Below are 21,109 nucleotides of genomic sequence, written 5' to 3' on the forward strand. Positions count from 1 at the left end.
CAAGGAGAATAGCCCACATGACATCCGGTCCGGCAGGTCAAGCGGCGGGATCTTCTGTGCCGCCGATCACTCGCACTCCTTCCCGCGTTCAACGGAGCGCAACGCTCCGTACACAGGACGGGGTCGACATCGACGCGGCGTACGACCCCGGGCCCGACCCCGCGGGGGAGCTCGCGATCGTGCTCGCGCACGGCTTCACGGGCGGCCTCGACCGGCCGCACGTGCGCCGCGCCGCGGGGGTCTTCGCCCAGCGTGCGGCCGTGATCACGTTCTCCTTCCGGGGGCACGGGGCGTCCGGCGGGCTCTCTACGGTCGGCGACCGCGAGGTGCTCGATCTGGCGGCCGCTGTGGAGTGGGCGCGCTCCCTCGGCCATGCGCGGGTGGTGACCGTGGGCTTCTCGATGGGCGGTTCCGTGGTGCTCCGGCACGCGGCGCTCGCCGGCGCCGCGCATGGGGGGCGCACAGAAGCGCGGGTTGACGCGGTGATCGCCGTGAGCGCTCCGGCACGGTGGTTCTACCGCGGGACGGCGCCGATGCGGCGGCTGCACTGGGTCGTGACGCGTCCCCTGGGGCGCGTGGTGGGCCGTTTCGGCCTGCGCACGCGAATCCACCCGCACGAGTGGGACCCCGTCCCCCTCTCACCGGTGGAATCGGTCCCCCTGATCGCGCCCACGCCGCTCCTGATCGTGCACGGCGACCGGGACCCGTACTTCCCCGTGGACCACCCCCGGATGCTGGCCGCCGCCGCGGAGGGCGGGGCGGAGCTGTGGCTGGAGGAGGGGATGGGGCACGCGGAGAACGCGGCGGACGACGCCCTGCTCGGTCGGATCGCCGAGTGGGCCACGGCATCATGGACGTCGGCAACCGCCGATACGTGAGTCGGCGACCGCCGATCGAGAGGAGCTGCCATGGTGAACGGCACCATTCGTTACTGGGCCGCGGCCAAAGCAGCCGCAGGCGTCGCGGAGGAGCCGTACGCCGCGACGACGCTCGCCGAGGCGCTGGACGCGGCACGCGAGCGACACCCCGGTGAGCTGGTCCGTGTACTGCAGCGATGCTCGTTCCTCATCGACGGCGACCCCGTGGGTACCCGTGGGCATGAGACGGTACGGCTGGCCGAGGGCGGCACGGTCGAGGTGCTCCCGCCGTTCGCAGGAGGGTGAGCAGCGCTATGAGCGATCCGCGGTATTCGGGGTACGAGGGGTACGAGGGGTACGAGGGGTACGGGGACTACGACCCGTACCGTCAGGAGCATCCCCCTGCCCCTGAGCAGCAGCAGCCTTACGCTCCTGAGCAGCAGGGCTATCCCCCTCAGCAGCAGTACCAGTACCCGCAGCAGCAGCCGTACGCCCAGGACTCGTACACCCAGCAGTGGGAGGGGCAGACCTGGGACACGCAGGTCCAGCCGTCACCTGTGGCGGACGTGACCGACACCGCGTATCTGCCCCCGCAGTCCTATGGGCAGCCGTTGCCTTCGGAGCCTGCCGTCGCTCACGCCGAACCCGGCAGCCTTGGTCGCCATGCCCACCGGCCCATGGCTGGGGCGGAGCCCGAGCCCGAAGCCGATTCCGCCACCTACGGCCCCGCCACCACCACCGGCAACCCCCGTGTCACCGACGCCCAGCGTGCTCGTGCCGAAGGGCGGTCGCCGGTCATAGAGCCGGGGATCCAGCCCGCCGCGCTGACCGCCGTCCTCGGTCTTCTGCTGGCCGGTACGGCCGCCGTCGGGCAGTACGCACTCCTCGTGCCGCTGATCCTGCTGCAGGCCGTCACCGCCGCCGGATGGTTCCGGCTCAACGGGATGTGGCCCGCGCGGCAGGGCATCGCGCTCGCCTTCATGGGCGGTGTCGTCGCCGACATCGCGCTGCTCGTCACCGGCAAGGCGCACGCGCCCGCCGCCATCCTCGGCACCCTGGGCGTGTGGGTGCTGCTCGTGCTCGTCCTGCAGCTGCGCAGCCGCGCCTCCGCCGACGAGCGGATGTACGGGCTGATGGCGACCGTCGTGTCCGCCGCGCTCGCGATCATCGCGACCGGGCATCTCGCGGCGTCGGACGACGCCGTGACGGTGGGCGGCATCGCCGTCGCGGTCGCCGTGATCGCCCGCGCGCTGCCCCTGCCGACGCCCGCATCCGTGGTCGTCGCGCTGCTCGCCGCCGCCGGAGCGGGTATCGCCGTCGGCGGTACGACGGACTTCGGCAGCAAGGGCGCGCTGCTCGGCCTCGGCGTCGGTGTCTGCGCGCTGATCGGCCACCGCGTGGCCAGTTACGACTATCCGTCGCGCTTCGTGCACATGACGGCGGGCGTCGCCCTGCCGCTCGCCGCGGCCGCCCCGGCCGTCTACGTCCTGGGCCGTGCCATCGGCTGACGGCGGAAGTCGGTCGTCGCGGCTGATCGTCACAGCTGATCGACAGGTCCCCGGTCGGGCTCTCCCGCCGGGGACCTGTCCTTTAGGCTCGCGGCAAAAGCAGTTGAGTCGGGGGCACAAGGTGGGGGAACACCGGACATGAGCAAGCGCGCCGTACGAATATCTCTGACCGTCGTCGTGATCCTGGGGGGCCTCTTCGTGGGCGCCGACCGCCTCGCGGTGGGCTTCGCGGAGGACGAGGCGGCGGAGAAGCTGCGTACCAGCGAGGGGCTGAGCGAGACACCCGACGTCTCCATCAAGGGCTTTCCCTTCCTGACGCAGGTCGCGGGCGGCACGCTCGACGACGTCGAGATCGGCATCCAGGACTACGACGCCACCTCCGGCTCCGACAAGATCCGCATCGCCGACCTGAACGCCCGTATGCAGGGCGTCGAGTTCTCCGGCGACTACAGCTCCGCCACCGCCGACAAGGCCACCGGCACGGCCCGGATCTCGTACGACGAGCTGCTCAAGGAGGCGCAGGGCGAGCCGCCGGTCGAGCTGCCCCTCGGCGCCACCGGCAAGGTGGTCGGGCTCTCGGACGGCGGCGACGGCAAGATCAAGGTCGAGGTCGAGGTGAGCAAGGGCGGCACGAAGCTCCCCAAGCCGGTGCACGTGCTGAGCTCGGTCCGGGTCGAGGACGACACGATCAAGGTGAACGCCGACGAGATCCCGAAGAAGTTCGAGGTCATGGGCGTCTCGATCCCCCTGCCCGAGGGTCTGGTCCGCGATGTGACCGACTTCGAGGAGAAGGTCAGCGGTCTGCCGGGCGGCATCAAGATCGACGAGGTGACACCGGCCGAGGACGGCGTGGACATCTCCGTCAAGGGCACGAACGTGAAGCTCGCGGGCTGAGGCCCGGCGGGGCCGCTCGGAGCGGCCGTTCCGCAGTACGAGACAGAGCCGTCCGCGCGATGGATGCGGCGAGGGTGAACACGGCCCTCCGCCCCCGCGCGGGCGGCTTCGTCGTTCAATCAATCTCACAGTACGGATGATCCCGTCTCATCATCCGACACGCCGGTGACACGGCAGCCCTTGCGTCCTTACGATCGGACGCATGCAGCGACAGGCGGACCTCACGAAGCGGCGGGCAGTAGACCTGTGCCGCGTCGCCGCCATGCTCTGTCGCACCTTCTGAGCGGGAGCTCCGACTCCCGTATCCCCCGGCCCGTTGACCTCGTCAGGGCCACCCCGTGCCGCGTACGACGTGCCACCGCGCGATCACAGCCCGTACGCGACATCCCCTCGCACAGCACCGCAGCCCCGCCGCAACTGCCCCGGAGGAGAAGAAGTATGAGCCGCAGCGACGTCCTGGTAGACGCCGACTGGGTCGAGGCCCACATCGACGACCCGAAGGTCGCCATCGTGGAGGTCGACGAAGACACCTCCGCGTACGACAAGAACCACATCAAGAACGCGATCCGCATCGACTGGACCGACGACCTCCAGAACCCGGTCCGCCGCGACTTCGTCGACCAGGAGGGCTTCGAGAAGCTCCTGTCCGGCAAGGGCATCGCGAACGACACGACCGTCGTCCTCTACGGCGGCAACAACAACTGGTTCGCGTCCTACGCCTTCTGGTACTTCAAGCTCTACGGCCACCAGGACGTGAAGCTCCTCGACGGCGGCCGCAAGAAGTGGGAGCTCGACTCCCGCGACCTGGTCGACGGTTCCGAGGTTCCCAGCCGCCCGGCCACCTCGTACAAGGCCAAGCCCCAGGACAAGTCGATCCGCGCCTTCCGCGACGACGTCGTCGCCGCGATCGGCGCGCAGAACCTGGTCGACGTGCGCTCGCCCGACGAGTTCAGCGGCAAGCTGCTCGCCCCGGCGCACCTTCCGCAGGAGCAGTCGCAGCGTCCGGGCCACGTCCCGTCCGCGCGCAACATCCCGTGGTCGAAGAACGCCAACGACGACGGCACCTTCAAGTCGGACGACGAGCTCAAGGCCCTCTACGAGGACGAGCAGGTCGACCTGGCCAAGGACACCATCGCGTACTGCCGCATCGGTGAGCGCTCGGCGCTCACCTGGTTCGTCCTGCACGAGCTGCTCGGCCAGACCAACGTCAAGAACTACGACGGCTCCTGGACCGAGTACGGCTCCCTCGTCGGCGTCCCGATCGAGCTCGGCGCCAACAAGTAGTACCCCTCCCCGAACCCCCGCAGTGACCAGTTAAGGACGAACGCATATGTGTGGAGCGAAGGCCGGCGGACCCGACGCCTCGACGATCAAGCCCGGCGAGACCACCATCCAGGGCCAGGTGACCCGCGACGGCGAACCCGTCAGCGGCTACGTGCGCCTGCTCGACTCGACCGGCGAGTTCACCGCCGAGGTCCCCACCTCGGCGACCGGCCAGTTCCGCTTCTACGCGGCCGAGGGCACGTGGACGCTGCGCGCCCTGATCCCGGGCGGCACGGCCGACCGCACGGTCGTGGCGCAGACGGGCGGCCTCGCGGAGGTCGCGATCGCGGTCTGACGACCGCGGATCACTGACGGCCGGAGAGCCGCACCCCAGGGGGTTGGACGCCACTTGGAACGGGGTGCGGCTCTTCGGCTTACGCTGGATCCATGTACGCGCGAAGGCGGCATGCCTACTTCGCCATGATGGGGACGTGCATCGCCCTCTTCGTCCTGGCGTGGGGTGTCGTCCGGCTCTGGTCGATTCCCGCCGCGGTCGCGATGTGCGTCGTGGCGATGGTGATCCCGCCGGTCGCCGCCATGGTCGCCAACCGGCGCGGTCCCGACGACCGCTGGTGGGACGACCCCTCGGGGGACGCGAAGTCCGACGAGTGGTGGGACGAGCTGGACGGGAAGCGGCGACCGCCCGGTCAGTAGACCAGCGCCTGGGTGCCCTCCGCCATGGCCTCCTGCACGAACACCTGCGCGCCCGCGATCCGCACCCCGTCGATCACGTCCTTCTCGGTGATCTCGCGGCGCGCCGCGCACTGCGTGCAGAGGGTGATCTGTCCGGCGGCCACGATCGAGTCGATCAGGTCGGGGAGCGGTGCCGCGTGCGGCAGTTCGAACTCCGCCGCGCGGCCCGGCAGCGCGAACCACGCGGACTCACCGGTCAGCCAGAGGGAGACCTCCACGCCGCTGGCCACGGCCACGGCCGCCACCGTGAACGCCTGCGAGCAGCGCTCGGGTGCGTCGGCCCCGGCGGTCACCTTGATCACGAGCTTCTTCGCCATGGCCGCATCGTAAGGCCACCTCTGCGATCACCCCCCGCGACCACCCGTAAGGCCACCTCGCAGAGAGGGGCGGGCCGCGCACGACTAGAGTGGGAGCGGCTCTGATACCTGCCCCAATAGCTCACCGAGGAGCACCCCGTGCTTGAGGCCTTCTTCTCCGCCCTGCTGGTTCTGGTCTGCGTCGGCGTCATCGCGTTCGCCGGACTGTCCGTGAAGAAGCTGTACCAGGGTCAGCGCTGAGCCCCGTACACCCCGTACGCCACCTAGAGATCGCCTGAGCTTCCCATGATCGAGATTCCGTCCGACCTGCACCCCGACCTCGTGCCCCTCGTCTGGCTCCTCGGCAACTGGGCCGGCGCGGGCGTCACCGACTTCCCCGGCGCCGAGAAGGCGAACTTCGGCCAGGAAGTGTCCTTCTCCCATGACGGGCGGGACTTCATCGAGTACCACTCGCACACGTGGGTGCTCGACGCCGAGGGCAACAAGGTCAAGCCGCTGGAGTCCGAGTCGGGCTTCTGGCGCATCGACAAGGACCGCAAGGTCGAGACCGTGATGGTGCGCGACGACGGCGTCGTCGAGGTCTGGTACGGCGAGCTCGCCGACCAGAAGCCGCAGATCGACCTGGTCACGGACGCGGTCGCCCGTACGGCGGCCTCCGGCCCGTACACCGGCGGCAAGCGCCTGTACGGGTACGTGAAGGGCGACCTGATGTGGGTCGGCGAGAAGCAGACCCCCGAGGTGCCGCTCCGTCCGTACATGTCGGCGCAGCTGAAGAAGGTCGTCTCGCCCGAGGACGTCGCCGAGATGGCCAGGGGCCTCGGCGATCTGCCGGACGACGGCATCGCCTTCTTCAAGTAGGCCGTCGGCTTCTCCCAGCGGGTCCTGGGTCCGGTGGGCCTAGACTGCGTGTGTGGCGAGCACCGATTCCGACTGGAAGAGCGACCTGCGACAGCGCGGCTACCGCCTGACGCCGCAGCGTCAGCTTGTCCTCGAAGCCGTCGACACCCTTGAGCACGCGACCCCCGACGACATCCTCTGCGAAGTGCGGAAGACGGCGTCGGGGGTCAACATTTCCACGGTGTACCGGACCCTGGAGCTCCTGGAGGAGCTCGGCCTGGTCAGCCACGCGCACCTGGGGCACGGGGCTCCGACGTACCACCTCGCGGACCGCCACCACCACATGCACCTGGTGTGCCGGGACTGCACGAACGTCATCGAGGCGGATGTCTCGGTGGCCGCGGAGTTCACCGCGAAGCTGCGGGACACGTTCGGCTTCGACACGGATCTGAAGCACTTCGCGATCTTCGGCCGCTGCGAGAACTGCTCCGGCAAGGGCGCCGACGGGGCCGAGGAATAAGAACGCCCGCCACCTGGTCGTAGTGTGGGTGAACATGAAGAGCCCCCTCCTGTCCTTGCCCGGCGCCGTCCCCGCCGAGGGCGTGGACGAAGGCGTCGCCGCCCACTACGGCGACCTGTTCCGTGAGCAGCGCGCCCTCGCCGACGGCACCGGTCTCGTCGACCTCTCGCACCGCGGTGTCGTCTCCGTCTCCGGCCCCGACCGGCTGAGCTGGCTGCATCTGCTGCTCACGCAGCACGTGACCGAGCTGCCCGTCGGACAGGCCACCGAGGCCCTGATCCTCTCCGCGCACGGCCACATCGAGCACGCCCTCTATCTCGTCGACGACGGCGAGACGGTCTGGGCGCACGTCGAGCCCGGCACGCAGGACGCGCTCGTCGCGTATCTGGAGAGCATGAAGTTCTTCAACCGGGTCGAAGTCGCCGACCGCACGGACGAGTTCGCGGTCGTGTATCTGCCGGCCGGTTCGATCGCGCCGGTCCCGGACGGTGTCGTCGTACGGGAGACCGCCCACGGGCGCGACCTGTTCCTGCCGCGTGCGTCCCTGGAGTCGTACGCCGCCGAGAACGGCCCCGCGATCGGCATCCTCGCCTACGAGGCGCTGCGCGTGGAGGGGCACCGGCCGCGGCTCGGCTTCGAGACGGACCACCGCACGATCCCGCACGAGCTGGGCTGGATCGGTACGGCGGTGCATCTGCAGAAGGGCTGCTACCGCGGCCAGGAGACGGTGGCCCGCGTCCAGAACCTGGGCAAGCCGCCGCGCCGCCTGGTCTTCCTGCACCTGGACGGCAGCGAGGTCCACCTGCCGGTGGCGGGGACGGAGCTGCGCCTGGCCTCGGAGGGCGAGGAGGGCCGGAAGCTGGGCTTCATCACGACGGCCGTACGCCACCACGAGCTGGGCCCGATCGCCCTTGCCCTGGTGAAGCGGAACGTGCCGCTGGACGCGGCGCTGCTTGCGGGGACGACGGCTGCGGCGCAGGAGGTCGTGGTCGAGCCGTAGCCTGGGCGGCCGGCCTTGGGCGGTGTGCTGTCCGCCGCTTCGCGGCGAGTCTTTCCCGCCCACCCACCCGATTGCCCCGTGTCACATCTCCAAAAGCACCGTGAACGGCCCGTCGTTCGTCAGTGAAACTCGCATCTGGGCGCCAAAGCGCCCCGTCGCCACGGTTGCGCCCAGCGAGCGGAGTTGGGCCACCACCTCGTCGACGAGGGGCTCGGCTACGTCGCCGGGTGCGGCCGCGTTCCAGGTGGGCCTGCGGCCCTTGCGCGCGTCGCCGTACAGCGTGAACTGGCTGATGACCAGCAGCGGGGCGTCGATGTCCGAGCAGGACCTCTCGTCGGCCAGCATGCGAACGGACCAGAGTTTGCGGGCCAGTTGGGCCGCCTTCTCCTTGGTGTCCTCGTGGGTCACGCCCACCAGGACGCACAGTCCCTCGCCGTTGATCTCGCCGACCGTCTCGGGGCCGTTCTCGCCCTCGACGACGACGCTCGCTCCGTCCACCCTCTGCACCACAGCACGCATATGGCCCATCATGCCGTGCTCCGTACGGCCGCGATGCGCCGGATGCGCCGCCCGAGAGGTTGGCCTGAACCCCCCATCTGGGGCCGAATGGGGCCACTCGCTCACATAGCGGCCACTGGTGGTGGCACCATGCTCACACGCGGTGTACCGCGCCGGTCGAGGGGACGGTAGAGCCACATGAGCACATCCAGTACGGGGCAGCCGCCCGGACCTGTGTCGCTGACCCGCATGAGCGCTGCGCGACGGACGAACGTGCCGCGGCCGCCCATGCAGCGCACGGGCAGTGCGGTCCTTTCCGAGAAGACCGAGCACGACCTGGCCACGCTGCTCCTGCGCGAGCTGCGTGAGCTGCGCAGGGACGCGCAGCAGAACGAGGCGGACCTGAGCTATGTCCGGCGCCTGCTCCAGGGGCGGATCGACATCCTGCGGGCGGAGGTCGCGCGCCGCAAGGACCCGTCGGCGCCGGGCCCCGTGGGACCGCTCGTGCACCGGCTCTCGGAGATCCTCACGGACGCGCCCGCCCGGCACCGCTCGTCGGCCCGGCACGTGACGCTGGGCACACCGCACAGCGCGGAGTACGGCCTCCTGGCCACGGAGATGCTCGCCGAGGTCGAGCTCTCCGACCTGGACGCGCGCACGGACGACGAGCTGCACACGGCCATGGGACGGCTCATCCGCTACGAACAGCAGGTTTCCCGGCGCCGCCAGCAGCTGCAGCGCACAGCGGACGATTGCAGCGCGGAGATCGCCCGCAGGTACCGTGAAGGTGAAGCACAAGTAGACGACCTGCTCTCGTGACCCGGTGATCCCGGCCTCCGCGGGCGGCCGTCACGCCACCCCCGCCCCGGAAGGCCGAAGATGACCTCGACGTCCGCCGAGTCCGCAGCCACACCTGTCATATCCCCGGTCCTCGCCGAGGTCGTACGTTCCGGCTTCGTGGAGGGCCGTCACAGGGGAAGCCTGGTGCTGCTCGCGGCGGACGGCAGCGTGGATCTTGCCATGGGGGACGTGACGGCTCCCGTCTTCCCGCGGTCCGCCAACAAGCCGATGCAGGCGGCGGCCGTGCTGCGGGCGGGGCTCGACCTGGCGGGCGAGCGGCTCGCGCTGACCGCGGCGAGCCACTCCGGGGAGATCTTCCACCGGGACCTGGTCCAGAAGATGCTGGCCGAGCACAGACTGACGGCGGCGGACCTCCAGTGCCCGCCGGACCTGCCGCTGGACGTGGTCGAGGCCGAGACATATCTGGCAGCGGGTGCCGTTCGTGACCGGGTCACGATGAACTGCTCCGGCAAGCACGCGTCGATGCTGGCGGTGTGCGAGCTCAACGGCTGGTCCACGGATTCCTACCTGGACCCGGCCCACCCCCTCCAGCGGCTGATCCTCCAGGTGGTCGAGGAAGCGGCGGGGGAGAAGGTCGCGGCCGTTGGCACGGACGGCTGCGGGGCGCCCCTGATGGCGATCTCCCTGACCGGCCTCGCCCGTGCCTTCCGTCACTTCGTCCTCGCCCCCGAGGACTCGGCCGAGCGAAGGGTCGCGGACGCGATGCGGGCCCACCCCGAGTACGTCGCCGGCACGCGCCGCCCCGACACCTGGCTCATGCGGGAGATCCCCGGGGCGCTCTCCAAGATGGGTGCCGAGGCGGTCCAGGCGTTCGCGCTGCCGGACGGCCGTGCGCTCGCGTTCAAGGTGGACGACGGAGGGATCCGGGCCCTTGGCCCCGTCCTGGCCCGTGCGCTTCAGCTGGCGGGCGTGGAGGCGGACGTACTCGCCCGCGTCGGCCGCGCGCCCCTGCTGGGCGGCGCCGCGGAGGTGGGGGAGATCCGCGCGGCGTTCTAGCGCGACGCCTCTCTTGCCTTGCATCTCTTCGGTTGGTGGCTGACCGGACTCCCGGCTCCCCTCCGGATGGGAGCCCGGTCAGCCAGCTCTGTCAGCCCGACTGGGCGAGCAGCAGGACGAGGAGCGCAGCCCCGGCACCGCTGATTTTGAGGCTGTTGGCCTTGATGCCCACGGTCAGCAGGACGAAGGCGACGATGCCCATCGGTCCGTACTTCCACTGGATGAGCTGCTCGAATCCGATGGCGAGGGCGGCGATGACGATGGCGATGAGCGGCATGACGTTCCCCCTTTCGGGACGGGGCTGTCGGGCCCCGGCCCATCAGGTTGGCGGCCTTCCGGTGGGCGATGCCTGGTGGCCAACCCCTGAGGGTTCCTGCCAGGTTGCCTAAGTTGGCTACCAACTTCACCTGAGTTATCTCCGCGATGGCTCGATTCATAACCACCTTCCGAGCAACTCCCCAAAGATGGCGCGAAGTTGTACTGTTTGGTTGTGAGCCCGGATCCTGCACCAGTCAATGGGTTGAAGAGGCCGCACAGGTCTCACCGCGAGGTGGCCGACGTGTTGCGCGACCGGATCAGGTCCGGATCGCTGCGACCGGGCCAACGCATGCCGACCCAGGCCGAGTTGGCCGACGAGTTCGGTGTCGAGCGCGGCGCGATCCGCGAGGCGCTGCGCACGCTGCAGGGCGAGAACCTGCTGGCGAACGTGTCCAAGGGGAGCCCGGCCACGGTCGCCGTGAATTCGAAGCACGCGCTGTCAGGGCCCGGCGGCGTCAAGCCGCAGCCCACCATGGTCGGTCTCGCCCCGCGCATCGCGGCGGCGTTCGAGGCCGACCACGTGGAGATCGACGCGCTCTGCCTGACGTCCATCTCGCTCACGATGGCGATCGGGGAACCGCTCCGTCAGATTCACGCCGGGCAGCGGAAACCGGCCAAGGTCTCCGTCCGCGTCCTGCTGCCGAGCCGCAGCATCGACCTCGCCTTCCCCGCGCCGGTGGACAGCGGGGACGACGAGGGCGGGCAGGTGCACAGGCGCTGGCTCGACCAGCGCAACGCACAGGGGCAGGTACTCCGCCACAACCTCCAGGCGCTGCGGTCGTCGCACGGCATCGACGTGGACGTCTCGTTCCGCGCGCTGCCGTTCACCCCGCCGGTGAAGCTGTACCTCCTGAACGGCTCGGAGGCGCTCTTCGCGTACTACACCCTCACCAGGCAGAGCGAGCAGATCGACCACGAGCCGCTGGAGATGTACGACGCCCAGGGCGCGCAGTCGATGCTCTTCCCCTTCCACCAGGGCGACGGGCTGCGGGACACGACGTTCGTGGAGCAGTCGCATCTGTGGTTCAACGCGCTGTGGGTCACGATCAGCCAGGACCTGGAACTGGCGCGCGGCTAGATCGTGAGACTAGATCGCGGGGCCGGTCATCATCAGTGCGAGTACGACGGCGCCGATGGAGCTGCAGGTGGGGCTCTTCGCCTTGATCCCGATGGTGAGCAGCAGAAATCCGATGAGGCCGGTGGCCCCGTACTGCCACTGCACGAACTGTTCGAGGGTGATGGCGAACACGGCTGCGAGGAGGGCGAGGACGGCCATGATGGTTCCCCCTTCTGCCATCTCGGATGAGTTGGCAACCAACTTCACTTAAGTTGTCCCCACTTGGTCCCATAACATAAACAACTTCAAGACAACTGCCCTGAGATGGTGCGGAGTTGTATCGTCTGGTCGTGACCCAGGAGAACGTTGCAGTGAACGGCAGCAGAAAACTCACCCCCCAGGACATCGCCGACACCCTCCGCGACCGCATCCGCTCCGGCGACCTCAAACCGGGCGACCGCCTCCCCACGCAGGCGGTGCTCGCGGAGGAGTTCGGCGTGGAACGGGGGACGGTGCGCCAGGCACTGAAGACGCTGCAGGGCGACGGCCTCCTTGCCAACGTGAGCAAGGGCAGCCCGCCGCGGATCGCGGCGGAGCCACTGGGGGCGGCGTCGCCGTCGGCGGGCGTGGAACCGCAGGCGTCGATGGTCGGCCTCGCGCCGAGGCTCGCGGCGGCGTTCTCGGAGCCCCAGGTGCGGATAGACGTCGTCTCGTACACGGCGGAGACGCTGATGATCGCGCTGGGGGAGCCGGTGCGGCACATCCACGAGGGACTCATCCGCCCCGAGTCGATCAGCGTACGGATCATGCTCCCCAGCAGCGACATCGACCTGGCCTTCCCCCGCCCGATCAGTGGCAGGGACGAGGGCGGCAAGGTCCATGGGCGGTGGCTGGCGCTGCGCAACACCCAGGGCCAGGTCCTGCGCCACAACCTGCGCGCGCTGCGGTCCTCGCACGGCATCGACGTGGACGTCTCCTTCCGCGCGCTGCCGTTCACACCGCCGGTGAAGCTGTACCTCCTGAACCAGCGGGAGGCGCTCCTCGCCTACTACACGGTCGAGCGCAGCACGCTGGACGTGGACAGCGCGGAGGTGGAGGCGTTCGACGTCTCGGGGCTGAGATCGCCGCTCTTCTCCTTCGAGAAGGACGCGGCACCGCGGGACGCCGCGTTCGTGGAAGAGTCCCAGAAATGGTTCGACGCGCTCTGGGCAACCATTGCGACGGAGCTGACACTCTCTTAGTGACTCCTGATACGACGCAGACTGAGTGGATGGCAGAAGAGACCGAAAAACTGCGGGAACTGATCAAACGCGCCCGCTTCGTACTCTTCGACTTCGACGGACCCATCTGCCGGCTGTTCGCCGGGCACTCGGCCGAGCGGATCGCGAGCGATCAGGTCCGCTGGCTCGAGGAGCGGGGGCTGCGGGGGCTGCTGACCGAGGAGGAGCGTGCGGAGCCGGACCCGCACGCGGTCCTGCGCGCGGTCGACCGCAGACACCCCGGCAGCGATCTGGTGGCCGAGCTCGAGGAACGGCTCACCCAGCAGGAGCTGACGGCGGTGGCATCGGCGTGGCCCACGCAGTACGCGGATCCGCTCATCATGACGTGGCACGCGATGGGGCCGCGCCTGGCTGTCACCACGAACAACTCGCCGCGGGCGGTGAATCGTTACCTCGAAGGCAGGGGCCTCGACCACTGCTTCGACCCGCACATCTACGGCCGCACCCAGGACCTCCACCTCCTCAAGCCGCATCCGCACTGCATCAACCGCGCCCTGAGTGCGATGGGCGCGGCCCCGTCGGCGGCGTTGATGATCGGCGACGCCCCCACGGACTACGAAGCGGCGTTGGCGGCAGGAGTGGACTTCTTGGGCTACGCGCGTAACGAGCGCAAGGCGAAGCTACTGAAGAAGGCGGGGGCGGCTTGTGTGGTGAGTTCGCTGGAGCCGGTCCTGAAGGTGTTGCGGGGTCAGGCCTGAGCCATCAGGAGCAAGAAGATCATGGCCGAGGCGGACAGGCAGGTCTTGTTCTGTGCCCGTATGCCGATGCCGAGCAGGACCAGGGCGAGAACCCCCAGGCTGCCGTAGCGCGACGTGAGCAACTGTTCCATCCCGAAGCCGATTGCGGCCGAGAGCAGTTGGAAGAAGATCATGGGTCCCCACCCCTCTTCGTTCGCCGGCCGAACCAGCGAAGCGATCAACTTTCCGTCCAATTGGACTGGTTGACTTGGGATTGGTTTGCCCTGGCCGATTGATCCCTTAACCAACTGGCTTGTAGCGCAGTCAATTTGACTGAAAGCGGTTTGTTCGGGGCCGGGCGGAGGTACGGTCGCCGTGTGGCCGACGAGCGGACCAGTGAGGGTGGCGGCAGCGAGTTCCAGCGGGTCTCGGACGCGCTGCACTCCCGGCTGGCCGACGGTACGTACCCGCTGGACAGCCTGCTCCCCACTCAGCGCGAGCTCGCGCGCGAATTCGATGTCTCCAGGGACACCATCCAGCGGGTGATGAAGGAACTCGGCAGCGAGGGGCTGATCCGCTCCAAACAGGGGAGCGGGTCGAGGGTGGTGAAGGCGCAGCTGGCCCGCAGCAGCAGCCGCCGCCAGAGGAGTCGTTCAGGTCGGGTCTCGCTCGGGCCGGTCATCGGGGCGGCTTTCGAGGCCCCGCAGGTCACCCTGGATGTATTCACGCTGACATCCGAATCACTGGACGCGCACATCCACAGGCAGGCGGAACGTATACATGTCCGAGAGATCGCACCGGAGCGGATAACCGTTCGTATCCTGCTGCCCTCGGAAGACATCGAGCTGCCTTACCCCCGCGCCAAGGACGACCCGGCCGACTCGCGTCCGCAGCAGCGCCTGCGCGAAATCACACGGCGGCACACGGCATCGCTGCGCAACGCACTGCGGGACCTGCACACCGTGGGACTGGTGCCGGATGTGAGCGTGGAGGTGCGCCGCGTCCCTCTGGTGCCCACGTTCAAGCTTTACCTGCTCAATGGGGCCGAGGCACTGCACGGCCCGTACGAGGTGATCGAGCGCAGGATTCATCTGGACGACGGGGAGGTGGTCGAAGCGCTGGACGTACTCGGCATGGGGTCGGTCCTCACGCAGTACGTTCGGGACGACGGACCAGAATCGCAGGGCGCGGTCTTCGTCGACAGCATGCAGAACTGGTTCAACTCCTGCTGGGACCTTCTCGCGAAGCCGTAAGCGAAACGCCATAGAGCGGAAGTTTCTCGAACGTCACGCCCCCTTGGAGTGGCGCATACCTCATTGAGCCCATCGTTTACCGCCCACGCGTCGTGGGTGTGCTCCTGCGCCACTAGGGTGTGCATCACTTTCGCCTCCCTCGCGTGACTATTCAGGAGCGGCCCGTGGGCGAGTCACCTGTGCCCAGTCCCTCTTCCCTTGCGCGCCCGGAGGAGCGTGCGTCTCGCGACGTGTACGGGCGGTTCATCGCGCATGCGCTGCAGCACGGGAAGCTGAGCAGGGGTCACCACAACCGGAACTACGTGTTGCCGCTGACGGAGCCCATGGCCCACCAAATCGGCCGCACTCCTGGGCAACTTGTATCCGTGCGGCTGCGGAGGAAGGACAGGCTGCCGGTAGTCGTCAGGACTTGGCAGGATGAGGCGGGGATCCTGCGGGCCATCAAGGGCGTGCTGCCCCACGTGCCCGAGTGCCTGGCTGAGCGCGGTGACTCCGCGGTGCACAGCTACGTGGATGGTGTGCCGTTCTCCAGCATCTGCCAGAACGGCAAACCGGTCGACGCGATGCTGATCCATTGCCTGGCCACCATGCTCGCGCAGATGACTCAGGTACGCCGTGAGTCGTTGCCCCCGCTGCCGGAGAGCTGGCCCCGTACGGACAGGGGCGGGCGGTCGTTCCTGCGGACTCTCGCGCGGCTCGTGGAGCAACAGATCCGGCAGCCCAATTGGACTGAGTTCGGTGGGTTGTTCGCGGCTCTCGGCATCCCCGAGGACGCGATGCTCAGATACGCGGAGCGCGTACCGAGCATGGCTCCCCGTCCCTACAGCCTGCTCCACACGGATTTGCATCGCGACAACGTGATCTTCTCCTACGACGACGGTGTCCCACCGCTGATCTGCGTCGACTGGGAAATGGCCTCCTACGGGGATCCGCTGCACGATCTGGCCACTCACCTCGTGCGCATGAAGTACCCGGACGAGCAGCGGGTCGAGGTGATCGAGGCCTGGGCGAAAGCCATGGGTCACCTCAGACCCATGGCAGTCAACGGTTTGGACCAGGACCTGGACCACTACATCGCCTTCGAACACGCTCAGTCCGTCTTTCCGGACGTGATACGCGCGGCCAAGTCGCTGGGTGACGCGCCCGACCAGAAGAGCCTGGACGAGGCGACCCGCACGGTGCGCGGGGCGCTGCAACAAGCAGCCGCTCCCCTGCAGCTGCCGGGTGTGCCGGGTGACGAGGAGGTTCAGCGGGTCCTGTTCCGGTGGAGGGCAGCCCGGTTCGGCGGCCGCTCCGAGGGGGGCCGGCAGATGACCCGGATCTCCTGGGAGCCGAGCCAGCGTGTACCCGAGCACCCTGCCTTCCCTCGGTCCGCCGTGTTCGAAGCACTTGTCGCCGAAGGGGCAGCGCCGGCCTCCAGGGTCTTCAAGGGGACGGCCCACCTCAACACCGTGGTCAGGGTGCCAGCGATCGATTTTCCGGTCGTGGTGCGGCGCATGCTGACCTCGGACGAGCGCCGAGAGCGCCGCATTCTCAGCGAGCATGCCGTGCTGCGGCTCATCGAGCAGTCACGTGAGCCGGTGCGGGCTCCCCGTGTACTGGCTCTGGGCACAAGTGATTTGAAGGATCAGTTCGCGATTCATTCCTTTGAAGGGCCAGGCACGGGAGACCTTCCGCCGGTCCACCCCGTCGACGGTCTGCGCCCCGCCGAGGCCGACCATTTGGTGGACCAGCTCGGCGCGTTGGCCCGCATCGACGGCCATGAGCTGGATCCCACGGCCTGTGAGAGGGACTTCTACCCCTGGCTCTGCTCAGAACTGGTCCAGCTGGTCGAGGCTCTTCCCAAGGAGTCGCTGAAACTGGCCAGGGAGCTGGGCCTGCCGGGTGCCTCCCGGTTGGGAGAGCTGCTGAGCCGCCACCGACTGGCGCGGCGCCGTTCGTCCCTGCTGCACGGAGACCTCAACCCCTGGAATCTCGTACGCCATGAAGATCTGTGCGGGCTCACCGTCATCGACTGGGAGATGGCGATGGTCGGCGATCCGCTGTATGACCTGGTCCGCCACATGCATCTCACTCCGGTCCGACCTGAGATCAGACAGCGCATGTTCATCCGCTGGGTCGGCAGTCTCCCGCTGGAGTGCACTACGGGATGGGCGGAGGACTGGCCGGTGTACCGCTGGGTGGAGGTGATCCGGTCCGCCTACGTGGACCTGGACCGGTTGGTCACCGGCACAGGCCTGGACGCCCCCAATGTGCAGCGCGCCGTGGATTCGTACGCGATGACCTTGGACACGGCGACGGCTTCTCTGGGGCTCCGGCCCGGCCCAACTGCCAATCCCTATCTTGCCCGGGCGCTATCACCCGGTCAGCACTGGGCGATGAGAGCGACGAGAGCGATGAGGGCGATGAGGGCGATGTCATGACGGCTGGCTGCGTCGCTCACGCCGTCCGCCTCCTGAACAACACCCCCGAAGCCCCCACCGAGACGGCAAGGATTCCCGCGCACCAGGCCAGGGCCACCCAAGGGGTCGAGCCCACCTGCTGGTTGAGGAGCAGGCCCCGTAGGGAGTCGATGACCTGCGTCACCGGTTGGTTGTCGGTGAAGGGGCGGAGCCAGTCCGGCATGGTCGATGTCTCTACGAAGGCGCTGCTCGGGTAGGGGAGGAAGCTCACGAAGAAGGTGAAGCCTCCTGCCGCCTCCGGGGACTTGGCCAGTAGGCCCACCGTTGCCGAGAGCCAGGACAGGGCCAGGATGAAGGCCAGGAGGACCGCTGTTGCCGCCAGCCAGGCCGCGGGCGTCGCCGACGGGCGGAAGCCGATGGCGAAGGCCAGCGCGAGGACCAGGGTCGTGGCGATGAGGTTGCGGGCCACCGAGGCGATGACGTGGCCCGTCAGGATCTGCGTGCCGCCGATGTCCAGGGAGCGGAAGCGGTCGATGATGCCGCCCTTCATGTCCTCCGTCACCGCCATCGCCGTGTTCGACGAGCCGAAGCCGGCGCAGAGGAGGAGGACTCCCGGGACGACGTACGTGAGGTACGACTGCGTGTCCGTCTTGATCGCGCCGCCGAAGAAGTAGACGAAGATCAGCAGGAGCATCACCGGGAGCGCCATCGAGGTGATCAGGGCGTCCACGTTGCGGCGGCTGATGCGGATCGCCCGGCCGGTCATGATCAGGGCCTCAGACATTTGTCAGCCCTTTCGGCATGGGCGGCATGGGCGGCATCGGTGGGGTCGGCAGGGTCGGTGGGGTCGACGGGGTTGTGAGGGACAGGAAGACTTCGTCCAGCGTTGCCGTGCGGATGTTGAATGTTGCCAAGTCGGTTTGGTGTGGGTCGAGTTCCGTCAGTAGTTCTCGTACGGCGTTGGCTGCGCCGTCCGTCGGGAAGCCGAGCGTCAGCGTCTCCGGGGAGTGGTGTGTCGCCCTGGGGGAGAGGCGCAGGTAGGCCTCCTTGGTGGTGAGCGTTGCGTCCAGGCGGTGGCCCGACACCCGGGATTTCAGCGACGACGGTGAGCCTTCCGCCGCGATCACTCCCTCGTGCAGTACCGCTATGCGGGCCGCCAGTTGGTCCGCCTCCTCCAGGTATTGGGTGGTGAGGAAGACCGTCGTGCCCTGCGCCGTGAGGTCCCGTACCACCTCCCACATCTCCTGGCGGCTGCGCGGGTCCAGGCCCGTCGTCGGCTCGTCCAGGAAGATGACCTCCGGGTCGCCCACGAGGCCCGCCGCCAGGTCCACGCGGCGGCGCATGCCTCCCGAGTACGTGCGGACCAGGCGGTCGCCCGCCTCCGTGAGGCCGAAGCGGGCCAGGAGTTCGGCGGCCTTGGCGCGGGCCGCCTGGCGGGGCAGGCCCGCGAGCCTCGCCATCATGCGGAGGTTCTCCGCGCCGGTCTGCGTCTCGTCGACCGCCGCGAACTGGCCGGTGAGGCTGATCGCGCGGCGGACCTCGCGCCGCCCCGTACGGATGTCGTGGCCCGCCACCCGCGCCGTACCCGCGTCGGGGGTGGTGAGCGTGGTGAGGATGCGGACGGCGGTCGTCTTGCCTGCGCCGTTCGGGCCGAGGAGGGCGAAGACGGTGCCGGGCGGGACGTGGAGGTCGATGCCGTGCAGGACGGGGACTGCGTTGCGGTCGCCGGGGGTGCCGTACGTCTTGGTGAGGGCCCTTGCCTCGATGGCGGCCGGGGCCTCTGTGAGTGGTGGTGGGGGTGGCTTGGGTCGCATGTTTGCTCCTGGGGTTTGTGGCGCTCTCGTCGCGTCAGCGTTTATTGCGTAAGGCCTACGCATTACTGAGTAAGGGTTACGCAGAACTACGATGTGCGTCAAGCGCGGCAGCTCAGGAGGAGGAGGCGACGGCGGGCTATGGCGGCAAGTGGCGAAGGTGCGCGGGGTGAAGGCGTGCGGGGCGAAGGTGCGCGGGGCGAAGGCGCGCCGGGCGAAGGCGCGCAGGGCGACGGCGGCACGGGGCTGTCCGTGAGTCTTGAGACCGCCTGGGGGTTGCGTGAGCGGCCGTCCAAAGGGCCCAAGCCCGGCCTGAGTCTTGACCGCATCGTCGACGCGGGCATCGCCATCGCCGCCTCGGAGGGGATCGGTGCGGTCACCATGGGGCGGGTCGCCAAGGCGCTCGGCGTCTCGCCGATGTCCCTCTACCGGTACGTCTCCTCCAGGGACGAGCTGTACGTCCTGATGCAGGACGTGGCCACCGGGGCGCCGCCCGAGATGCCCCCGGAGGTCACGGGGTGGCGTGCGCGTCTGGAGTGGTGGGCGCGGGCTCAGCGCGAGGTCTTCCGGCGCAATCTGTGGCTCGTGCGCATCCCCATCACCTCGCCGCCCGCTTCACCCCACTATCTGGAGTGGATGGAGCAGGGGCTCGCGGCACTCGACGACAGCGGTCTCGAGGAGGGCTGGAAGCTGTCCGTGCTCATGCTGGTGGGCGGGTTCGTGCGCAACGAGGTCACGCTCATGGCCGATCTGGAGGGGGTCATGAGGGCGGGGGGTCAGGAGCCCGACGAGGTGATGCGGCGGTACGCGCGCACCATCGACGCGCTGACCTCGACCGAACCCGAACGGTTTCCGGCGCTGCGGCGGACTCTCGCGGCGGGGGTCCTCGATGTCGCGGACGCCGAGCCCATGGAGTTCGAGTTCGGGATCGGGCGGGTGCTGGATGGGGTGGCTGTGCTGGTGGGGGATCTGTAGGGCGCGGGTTGCGGGTTGCGGGTTGTGGGTCGTTGGGGGGTGCGGGCTGTGGGTGGGGAGGCCTGCGGCGCAGCGGCGGTGGGTGGGGGTTGCGGGTGCGGAGTCGCCTCGCTGGTGGCTGCGGGGCCGTGCCGGTATGTCCGTACTCGCTATCTCGGTCCGAGCGCATGGGTGCTTCGGCGGGGGAGTTGGTTCGTACCGTGCTCCGTGCGGACATACCGGCACGTCCCCTCACGTCTCGGTGCCGACTGCGGGCGCGTGGGTCCCGCCGGGCTCTCCAGGTCGGTTCGTCCCGGTCCTCCGCTGAGCCGGGATTGCCCTAGGCGCTCTTCACGCGTATGCCGTCAATCCCGAACGCAGCTGTGCGAACGCTCTGTTCGCCGCCGCCACCGCCTCCGGCCACACCGCTTCCGCGCTCTCGCCCGCGTCGATCCGGCGCCAGTTCTCCAGGGCGAGGATGCGTTGTACGGCGATGATCTGGCCGGCGGCCAGTCGTGCGGCCAGTCGTGCGGCCAGTCGTGCGGCCAGTGCGTCCGCGTCTGATGGTCCGGTCAACGCTTCGCCCAGCGCTGCCTCCGACCGCTCCTGGTAGCCGTACAGCCGTGCCACCAGTGACGGCGTTCCGTACAGGAGTCGATGGAAGGCGAGTACGTGGACGTTGTCGCACAGGCCGGTCACCGGGTCCCGGTGCTCCAGGCCGTCGAGGAACCGGTGCTGCAGGGCGTCCAGGGGGGAGCGCTTCGCGGGGCGCTCGGTGACCACCCGTGCCGCCTCGTCCACGTGGTCGGCGAACCGGTGGAGTACGAGGTCCTCCTTGGCCGGGAAGTACCGGAACAGGGTCGGCTTGGAGATCTCGGCGGCTGCCGCCACCTCCGCCACCGGCACCTTCTCGAAGCCCTTCTCCAGGAAGAGCGCGATCGCCGCGTCGGAGACTGCCTGGTACATCCGCTGCCTCTTGCGCTCGCGCAGGCCGGGGCCCCCAGGGTCGGTTCCGGTTTCGGCCGGGGTGCCTGCCTCTTCGTCCGTCATGGC

The 21,109-nt window shown here is 68.9% G+C and carries 27 protein-coding genes; 19 read left to right on the forward strand and 8 right to left on the reverse strand.

What is annotated here, in order from left to right; all coding sequences use genetic code 11:
- Positions 1-17: 17 nt before the first annotated feature.
- The 8 genes from M4V62_RS22970 to M4V62_RS23000 all read left to right on the forward strand — a co-directional run bounded on the left by M4V62_RS22970 (position 18) and on the right by M4V62_RS23000 (position 5,236).
- Positions 18-878 carry an alpha/beta hydrolase gene (locus M4V62_RS22970; protein ID WP_249589115.1) on the forward strand — a complete coding sequence of 287 codons (861 nt, stop codon included), beginning with the start codon at positions 18-20 and terminating at the stop codon, positions 876-878.
- Positions 879-908: 30 nt separating this feature from the next.
- Complete coding sequence (locus M4V62_RS22975; protein WP_249589116.1) at positions 909-1,163, forward strand: MoaD/ThiS family protein; 255 nt, start codon at positions 909-911, stop codon at positions 1,161-1,163.
- Positions 1,164-1,171: 8 nt separating this feature from the next.
- Positions 1,172-2,365, forward strand: coding sequence for a hypothetical protein (locus M4V62_RS22980; RefSeq protein ID WP_249589117.1), 1,194 nt, complete (start codon positions 1,172-1,174; stop codon positions 2,363-2,365).
- A 138-nt stretch (positions 2,366-2,503) separates the two neighbouring features.
- Positions 2,504-3,259: an LmeA family phospholipid-binding protein gene (locus tag M4V62_RS22985; protein WP_249589118.1), complete on the forward strand. Its 756-nt coding sequence runs from the start codon at positions 2,504-2,506 to the stop codon at positions 3,257-3,259.
- A gap of 202 nt (positions 3,260-3,461) precedes the next feature.
- A complete protein-coding gene (locus M4V62_RS43935; RefSeq protein WP_351007875.1) occupies positions 3,462-3,542 on the forward strand; it encodes a putative leader peptide in 81 nt (26 codons plus the stop codon).
- Between the two features lie 155 nt (positions 3,543-3,697).
- On the forward strand, positions 3,698-4,543 hold the full coding sequence (locus tag M4V62_RS22990) for a sulfurtransferase (protein ID WP_249589119.1): 846 nt from the start codon (positions 3,698-3,700) through the stop codon (positions 4,541-4,543).
- A 46-nt stretch (positions 4,544-4,589) separates the two neighbouring features.
- The gene (locus M4V62_RS22995; RefSeq protein ID WP_160505842.1) at positions 4,590-4,877 is read left to right on the forward strand and encodes a DUF1416 domain-containing protein; all 288 of its coding nucleotides are present in this window, start codon (positions 4,590-4,592) and stop codon (positions 4,875-4,877) included.
- A 92-nt stretch (positions 4,878-4,969) separates the two neighbouring features.
- A complete protein-coding gene (locus tag M4V62_RS23000) occupies positions 4,970-5,236 on the forward strand; it encodes a DUF3099 domain-containing protein (RefSeq protein ID WP_249589120.1) in 267 nt (88 codons plus the stop codon).
- Here the strand turns inward: M4V62_RS23000 and M4V62_RS23005 are convergent.
- Positions 5,230-5,592, reverse strand: coding sequence for a DsrE family protein (locus M4V62_RS23005; RefSeq protein WP_160505840.1), 363 nt, complete (start codon positions 5,590-5,592; stop codon positions 5,230-5,232). The genes M4V62_RS23000 and M4V62_RS23005 overlap by 7 nt on opposite strands.
- A 285-nt stretch (positions 5,593-5,877) precedes the next feature.
- On the opposite strand from M4V62_RS23005, the gene M4V62_RS23010 reads away from it, so the two are divergent.
- Genes M4V62_RS23010 through ygfZ form a run of 3 tightly spaced genes read left to right on the forward strand, consistent with a single transcriptional unit; the run spans position 5,878 to position 7,949 of the window.
- A complete protein-coding gene (locus M4V62_RS23010; protein ID WP_249589121.1) occupies positions 5,878-6,450 on the forward strand; it encodes a heme-binding beta-barrel domain-containing protein in 573 nt (190 codons plus the stop codon).
- Positions 6,451-6,502: 52 nt separating this feature from the next.
- Positions 6,503-6,949 (forward strand): Fur family transcriptional regulator, encoded by a 447-nt coding sequence (locus tag M4V62_RS23015; RefSeq protein WP_249589122.1) that lies wholly within the window; start codon positions 6,503-6,505, stop codon positions 6,947-6,949.
- A gap of 34 nt (positions 6,950-6,983) precedes the next feature.
- On the forward strand, positions 6,984-7,949 hold the full coding sequence (gene ygfZ / locus M4V62_RS23020) for a CAF17-like 4Fe-4S cluster assembly/insertion protein YgfZ (RefSeq protein ID WP_249589123.1): 966 nt from the start codon (positions 6,984-6,986) through the stop codon (positions 7,947-7,949).
- An 81-nt stretch (positions 7,950-8,030) separates the two neighbouring features.
- Here ygfZ and dtd read toward each other — a convergent pair whose 3' ends face one another.
- Positions 8,031-8,468, reverse strand: coding sequence for a D-aminoacyl-tRNA deacylase (gene dtd, locus M4V62_RS23025; protein ID WP_249589124.1), 438 nt, complete (start codon positions 8,466-8,468; stop codon positions 8,031-8,033).
- Between the two features lie 177 nt (positions 8,469-8,645).
- Between dtd and M4V62_RS23030 the strand changes: the two genes are divergently transcribed.
- Together M4V62_RS23030 and M4V62_RS23035 are read left to right on the forward strand one after the other, a co-directional pair.
- Positions 8,646-9,266, forward strand: coding sequence for an RsiG family protein (locus M4V62_RS23030; protein WP_249589125.1), 621 nt, complete (start codon positions 8,646-8,648; stop codon positions 9,264-9,266).
- A gap of 60 nt (positions 9,267-9,326) precedes the next feature.
- On the forward strand, positions 9,327-10,304 hold the full coding sequence (locus M4V62_RS23035; RefSeq protein ID WP_249589126.1) for an asparaginase: 978 nt from the start codon (positions 9,327-9,329) through the stop codon (positions 10,302-10,304).
- A gap of 91 nt (positions 10,305-10,395) precedes the next feature.
- Here M4V62_RS23035 and M4V62_RS23040 read toward each other — a convergent pair whose 3' ends face one another.
- Positions 10,396-10,581 (reverse strand): hypothetical protein, encoded by a 186-nt coding sequence (locus tag M4V62_RS23040; protein ID WP_249589127.1) that lies wholly within the window; start codon positions 10,579-10,581, stop codon positions 10,396-10,398.
- A 213-nt stretch (positions 10,582-10,794) separates the two neighbouring features.
- On the opposite strand from M4V62_RS23040, the gene M4V62_RS23045 reads away from it, so the two are divergent.
- Entirely contained in the window at positions 10,795-11,700 is a 906-nt protein-coding gene (locus M4V62_RS23045) for a FadR/GntR family transcriptional regulator (protein ID WP_249589128.1), read from the forward strand.
- Between the two features lie 9 nt (positions 11,701-11,709).
- Here the strand turns inward: M4V62_RS23045 and M4V62_RS23050 are convergent, their stop codons facing one another.
- On the reverse strand, positions 11,710-11,898 hold the full coding sequence (locus tag M4V62_RS23050) for a hypothetical protein (RefSeq protein ID WP_249589129.1): 189 nt from the start codon (positions 11,896-11,898) through the stop codon (positions 11,710-11,712).
- A 125-nt stretch (positions 11,899-12,023) separates the two neighbouring features.
- Between M4V62_RS23050 and M4V62_RS23055 the strand changes: the two genes are divergently transcribed.
- Together M4V62_RS23055 and M4V62_RS23060 are read left to right on the forward strand one after the other, a co-directional pair.
- Positions 12,024-12,920, forward strand: a complete 897-nt coding sequence (locus M4V62_RS23055; RefSeq protein WP_249592941.1) for a GntR family transcriptional regulator — start codon at positions 12,024-12,026, stop codon at positions 12,918-12,920.
- A gap of 29 nt (positions 12,921-12,949) precedes the next feature.
- Positions 12,950-13,657 carry an HAD family hydrolase gene (locus M4V62_RS23060; RefSeq protein WP_249589130.1) on the forward strand — a complete coding sequence of 236 codons (708 nt, stop codon included), beginning with the start codon at positions 12,950-12,952 and terminating at the stop codon, positions 13,655-13,657.
- Here the strand turns inward: M4V62_RS23060 and M4V62_RS23065 are convergent.
- The gene (locus M4V62_RS23065) at positions 13,648-13,830 is read right to left on the reverse strand and encodes a hypothetical protein (RefSeq protein WP_249589131.1); all 183 of its coding nucleotides are present in this window, start codon (positions 13,828-13,830) and stop codon (positions 13,648-13,650) included. The two genes, M4V62_RS23060 and M4V62_RS23065, sit on opposite strands and share 10 nt — an antisense overlap.
- Before the next feature lie 183 nt (positions 13,831-14,013).
- Here M4V62_RS23065 and M4V62_RS23070 point away from each other — a divergent pair, with 183 nt between their 5' ends.
- A complete protein-coding gene (locus M4V62_RS23070; RefSeq protein WP_249589132.1) occupies positions 14,014-14,889 on the forward strand; it encodes a winged helix-turn-helix domain-containing protein in 876 nt (291 codons plus the stop codon).
- Between the two features lie 164 nt (positions 14,890-15,053).
- On the forward strand, positions 15,054-17,312 hold the full coding sequence (locus M4V62_RS23075; protein ID WP_425575275.1) for a phosphotransferase: 2,259 nt from the start codon (positions 15,054-15,056) through the stop codon (positions 17,310-17,312).
- 16 nt (positions 17,313-17,328) lie between these two features.
- Here the strand turns inward: M4V62_RS23075 and M4V62_RS23080 are convergent, their stop codons facing one another.
- Both M4V62_RS23080 and M4V62_RS23085 read right to left on the reverse strand, forming a co-directional pair.
- Positions 17,329-18,075, reverse strand: a complete 747-nt coding sequence (locus M4V62_RS23080) for an ABC transporter permease (RefSeq protein WP_249589134.1) — start codon at positions 18,073-18,075, stop codon at positions 17,329-17,331.
- Positions 18,068-19,105, reverse strand: coding sequence for an ABC transporter ATP-binding protein (locus tag M4V62_RS23085; protein ID WP_249589135.1), 1,038 nt, complete (start codon positions 19,103-19,105; stop codon positions 18,068-18,070). The genes M4V62_RS23080 and M4V62_RS23085 overlap by 8 nt, the downstream gene beginning before the upstream one ends.
- A gap of 174 nt (positions 19,106-19,279) precedes the next feature.
- Here M4V62_RS23085 and M4V62_RS23090 point away from each other — a divergent pair, with 174 nt between their 5' ends.
- A complete protein-coding gene (locus M4V62_RS23090; RefSeq protein ID WP_249589136.1) occupies positions 19,280-20,077 on the forward strand; it encodes a TetR/AcrR family transcriptional regulator in 798 nt (265 codons plus the stop codon).
- Positions 20,078-20,407: 330 nt separating this feature from the next.
- Here the strand turns inward: M4V62_RS23090 and M4V62_RS23095 are convergent, their stop codons facing one another.
- The gene (locus tag M4V62_RS23095; RefSeq protein ID WP_249592942.1) at positions 20,408-21,106 is read right to left on the reverse strand and encodes a TetR/AcrR family transcriptional regulator; all 699 of its coding nucleotides are present in this window, start codon (positions 21,104-21,106) and stop codon (positions 20,408-20,410) included.
- Positions 21,107-21,109: the final 3 nt, after the last annotated feature.

The sequence above is a fragment of the Streptomyces durmitorensis genome, assembly GCF_023498005.1.
In the GTDB taxonomy this organism is placed as follows: Bacteria; Actinomycetota; Actinomycetes; order Streptomycetales; family Streptomycetaceae; genus Streptomyces; species Streptomyces durmitorensis.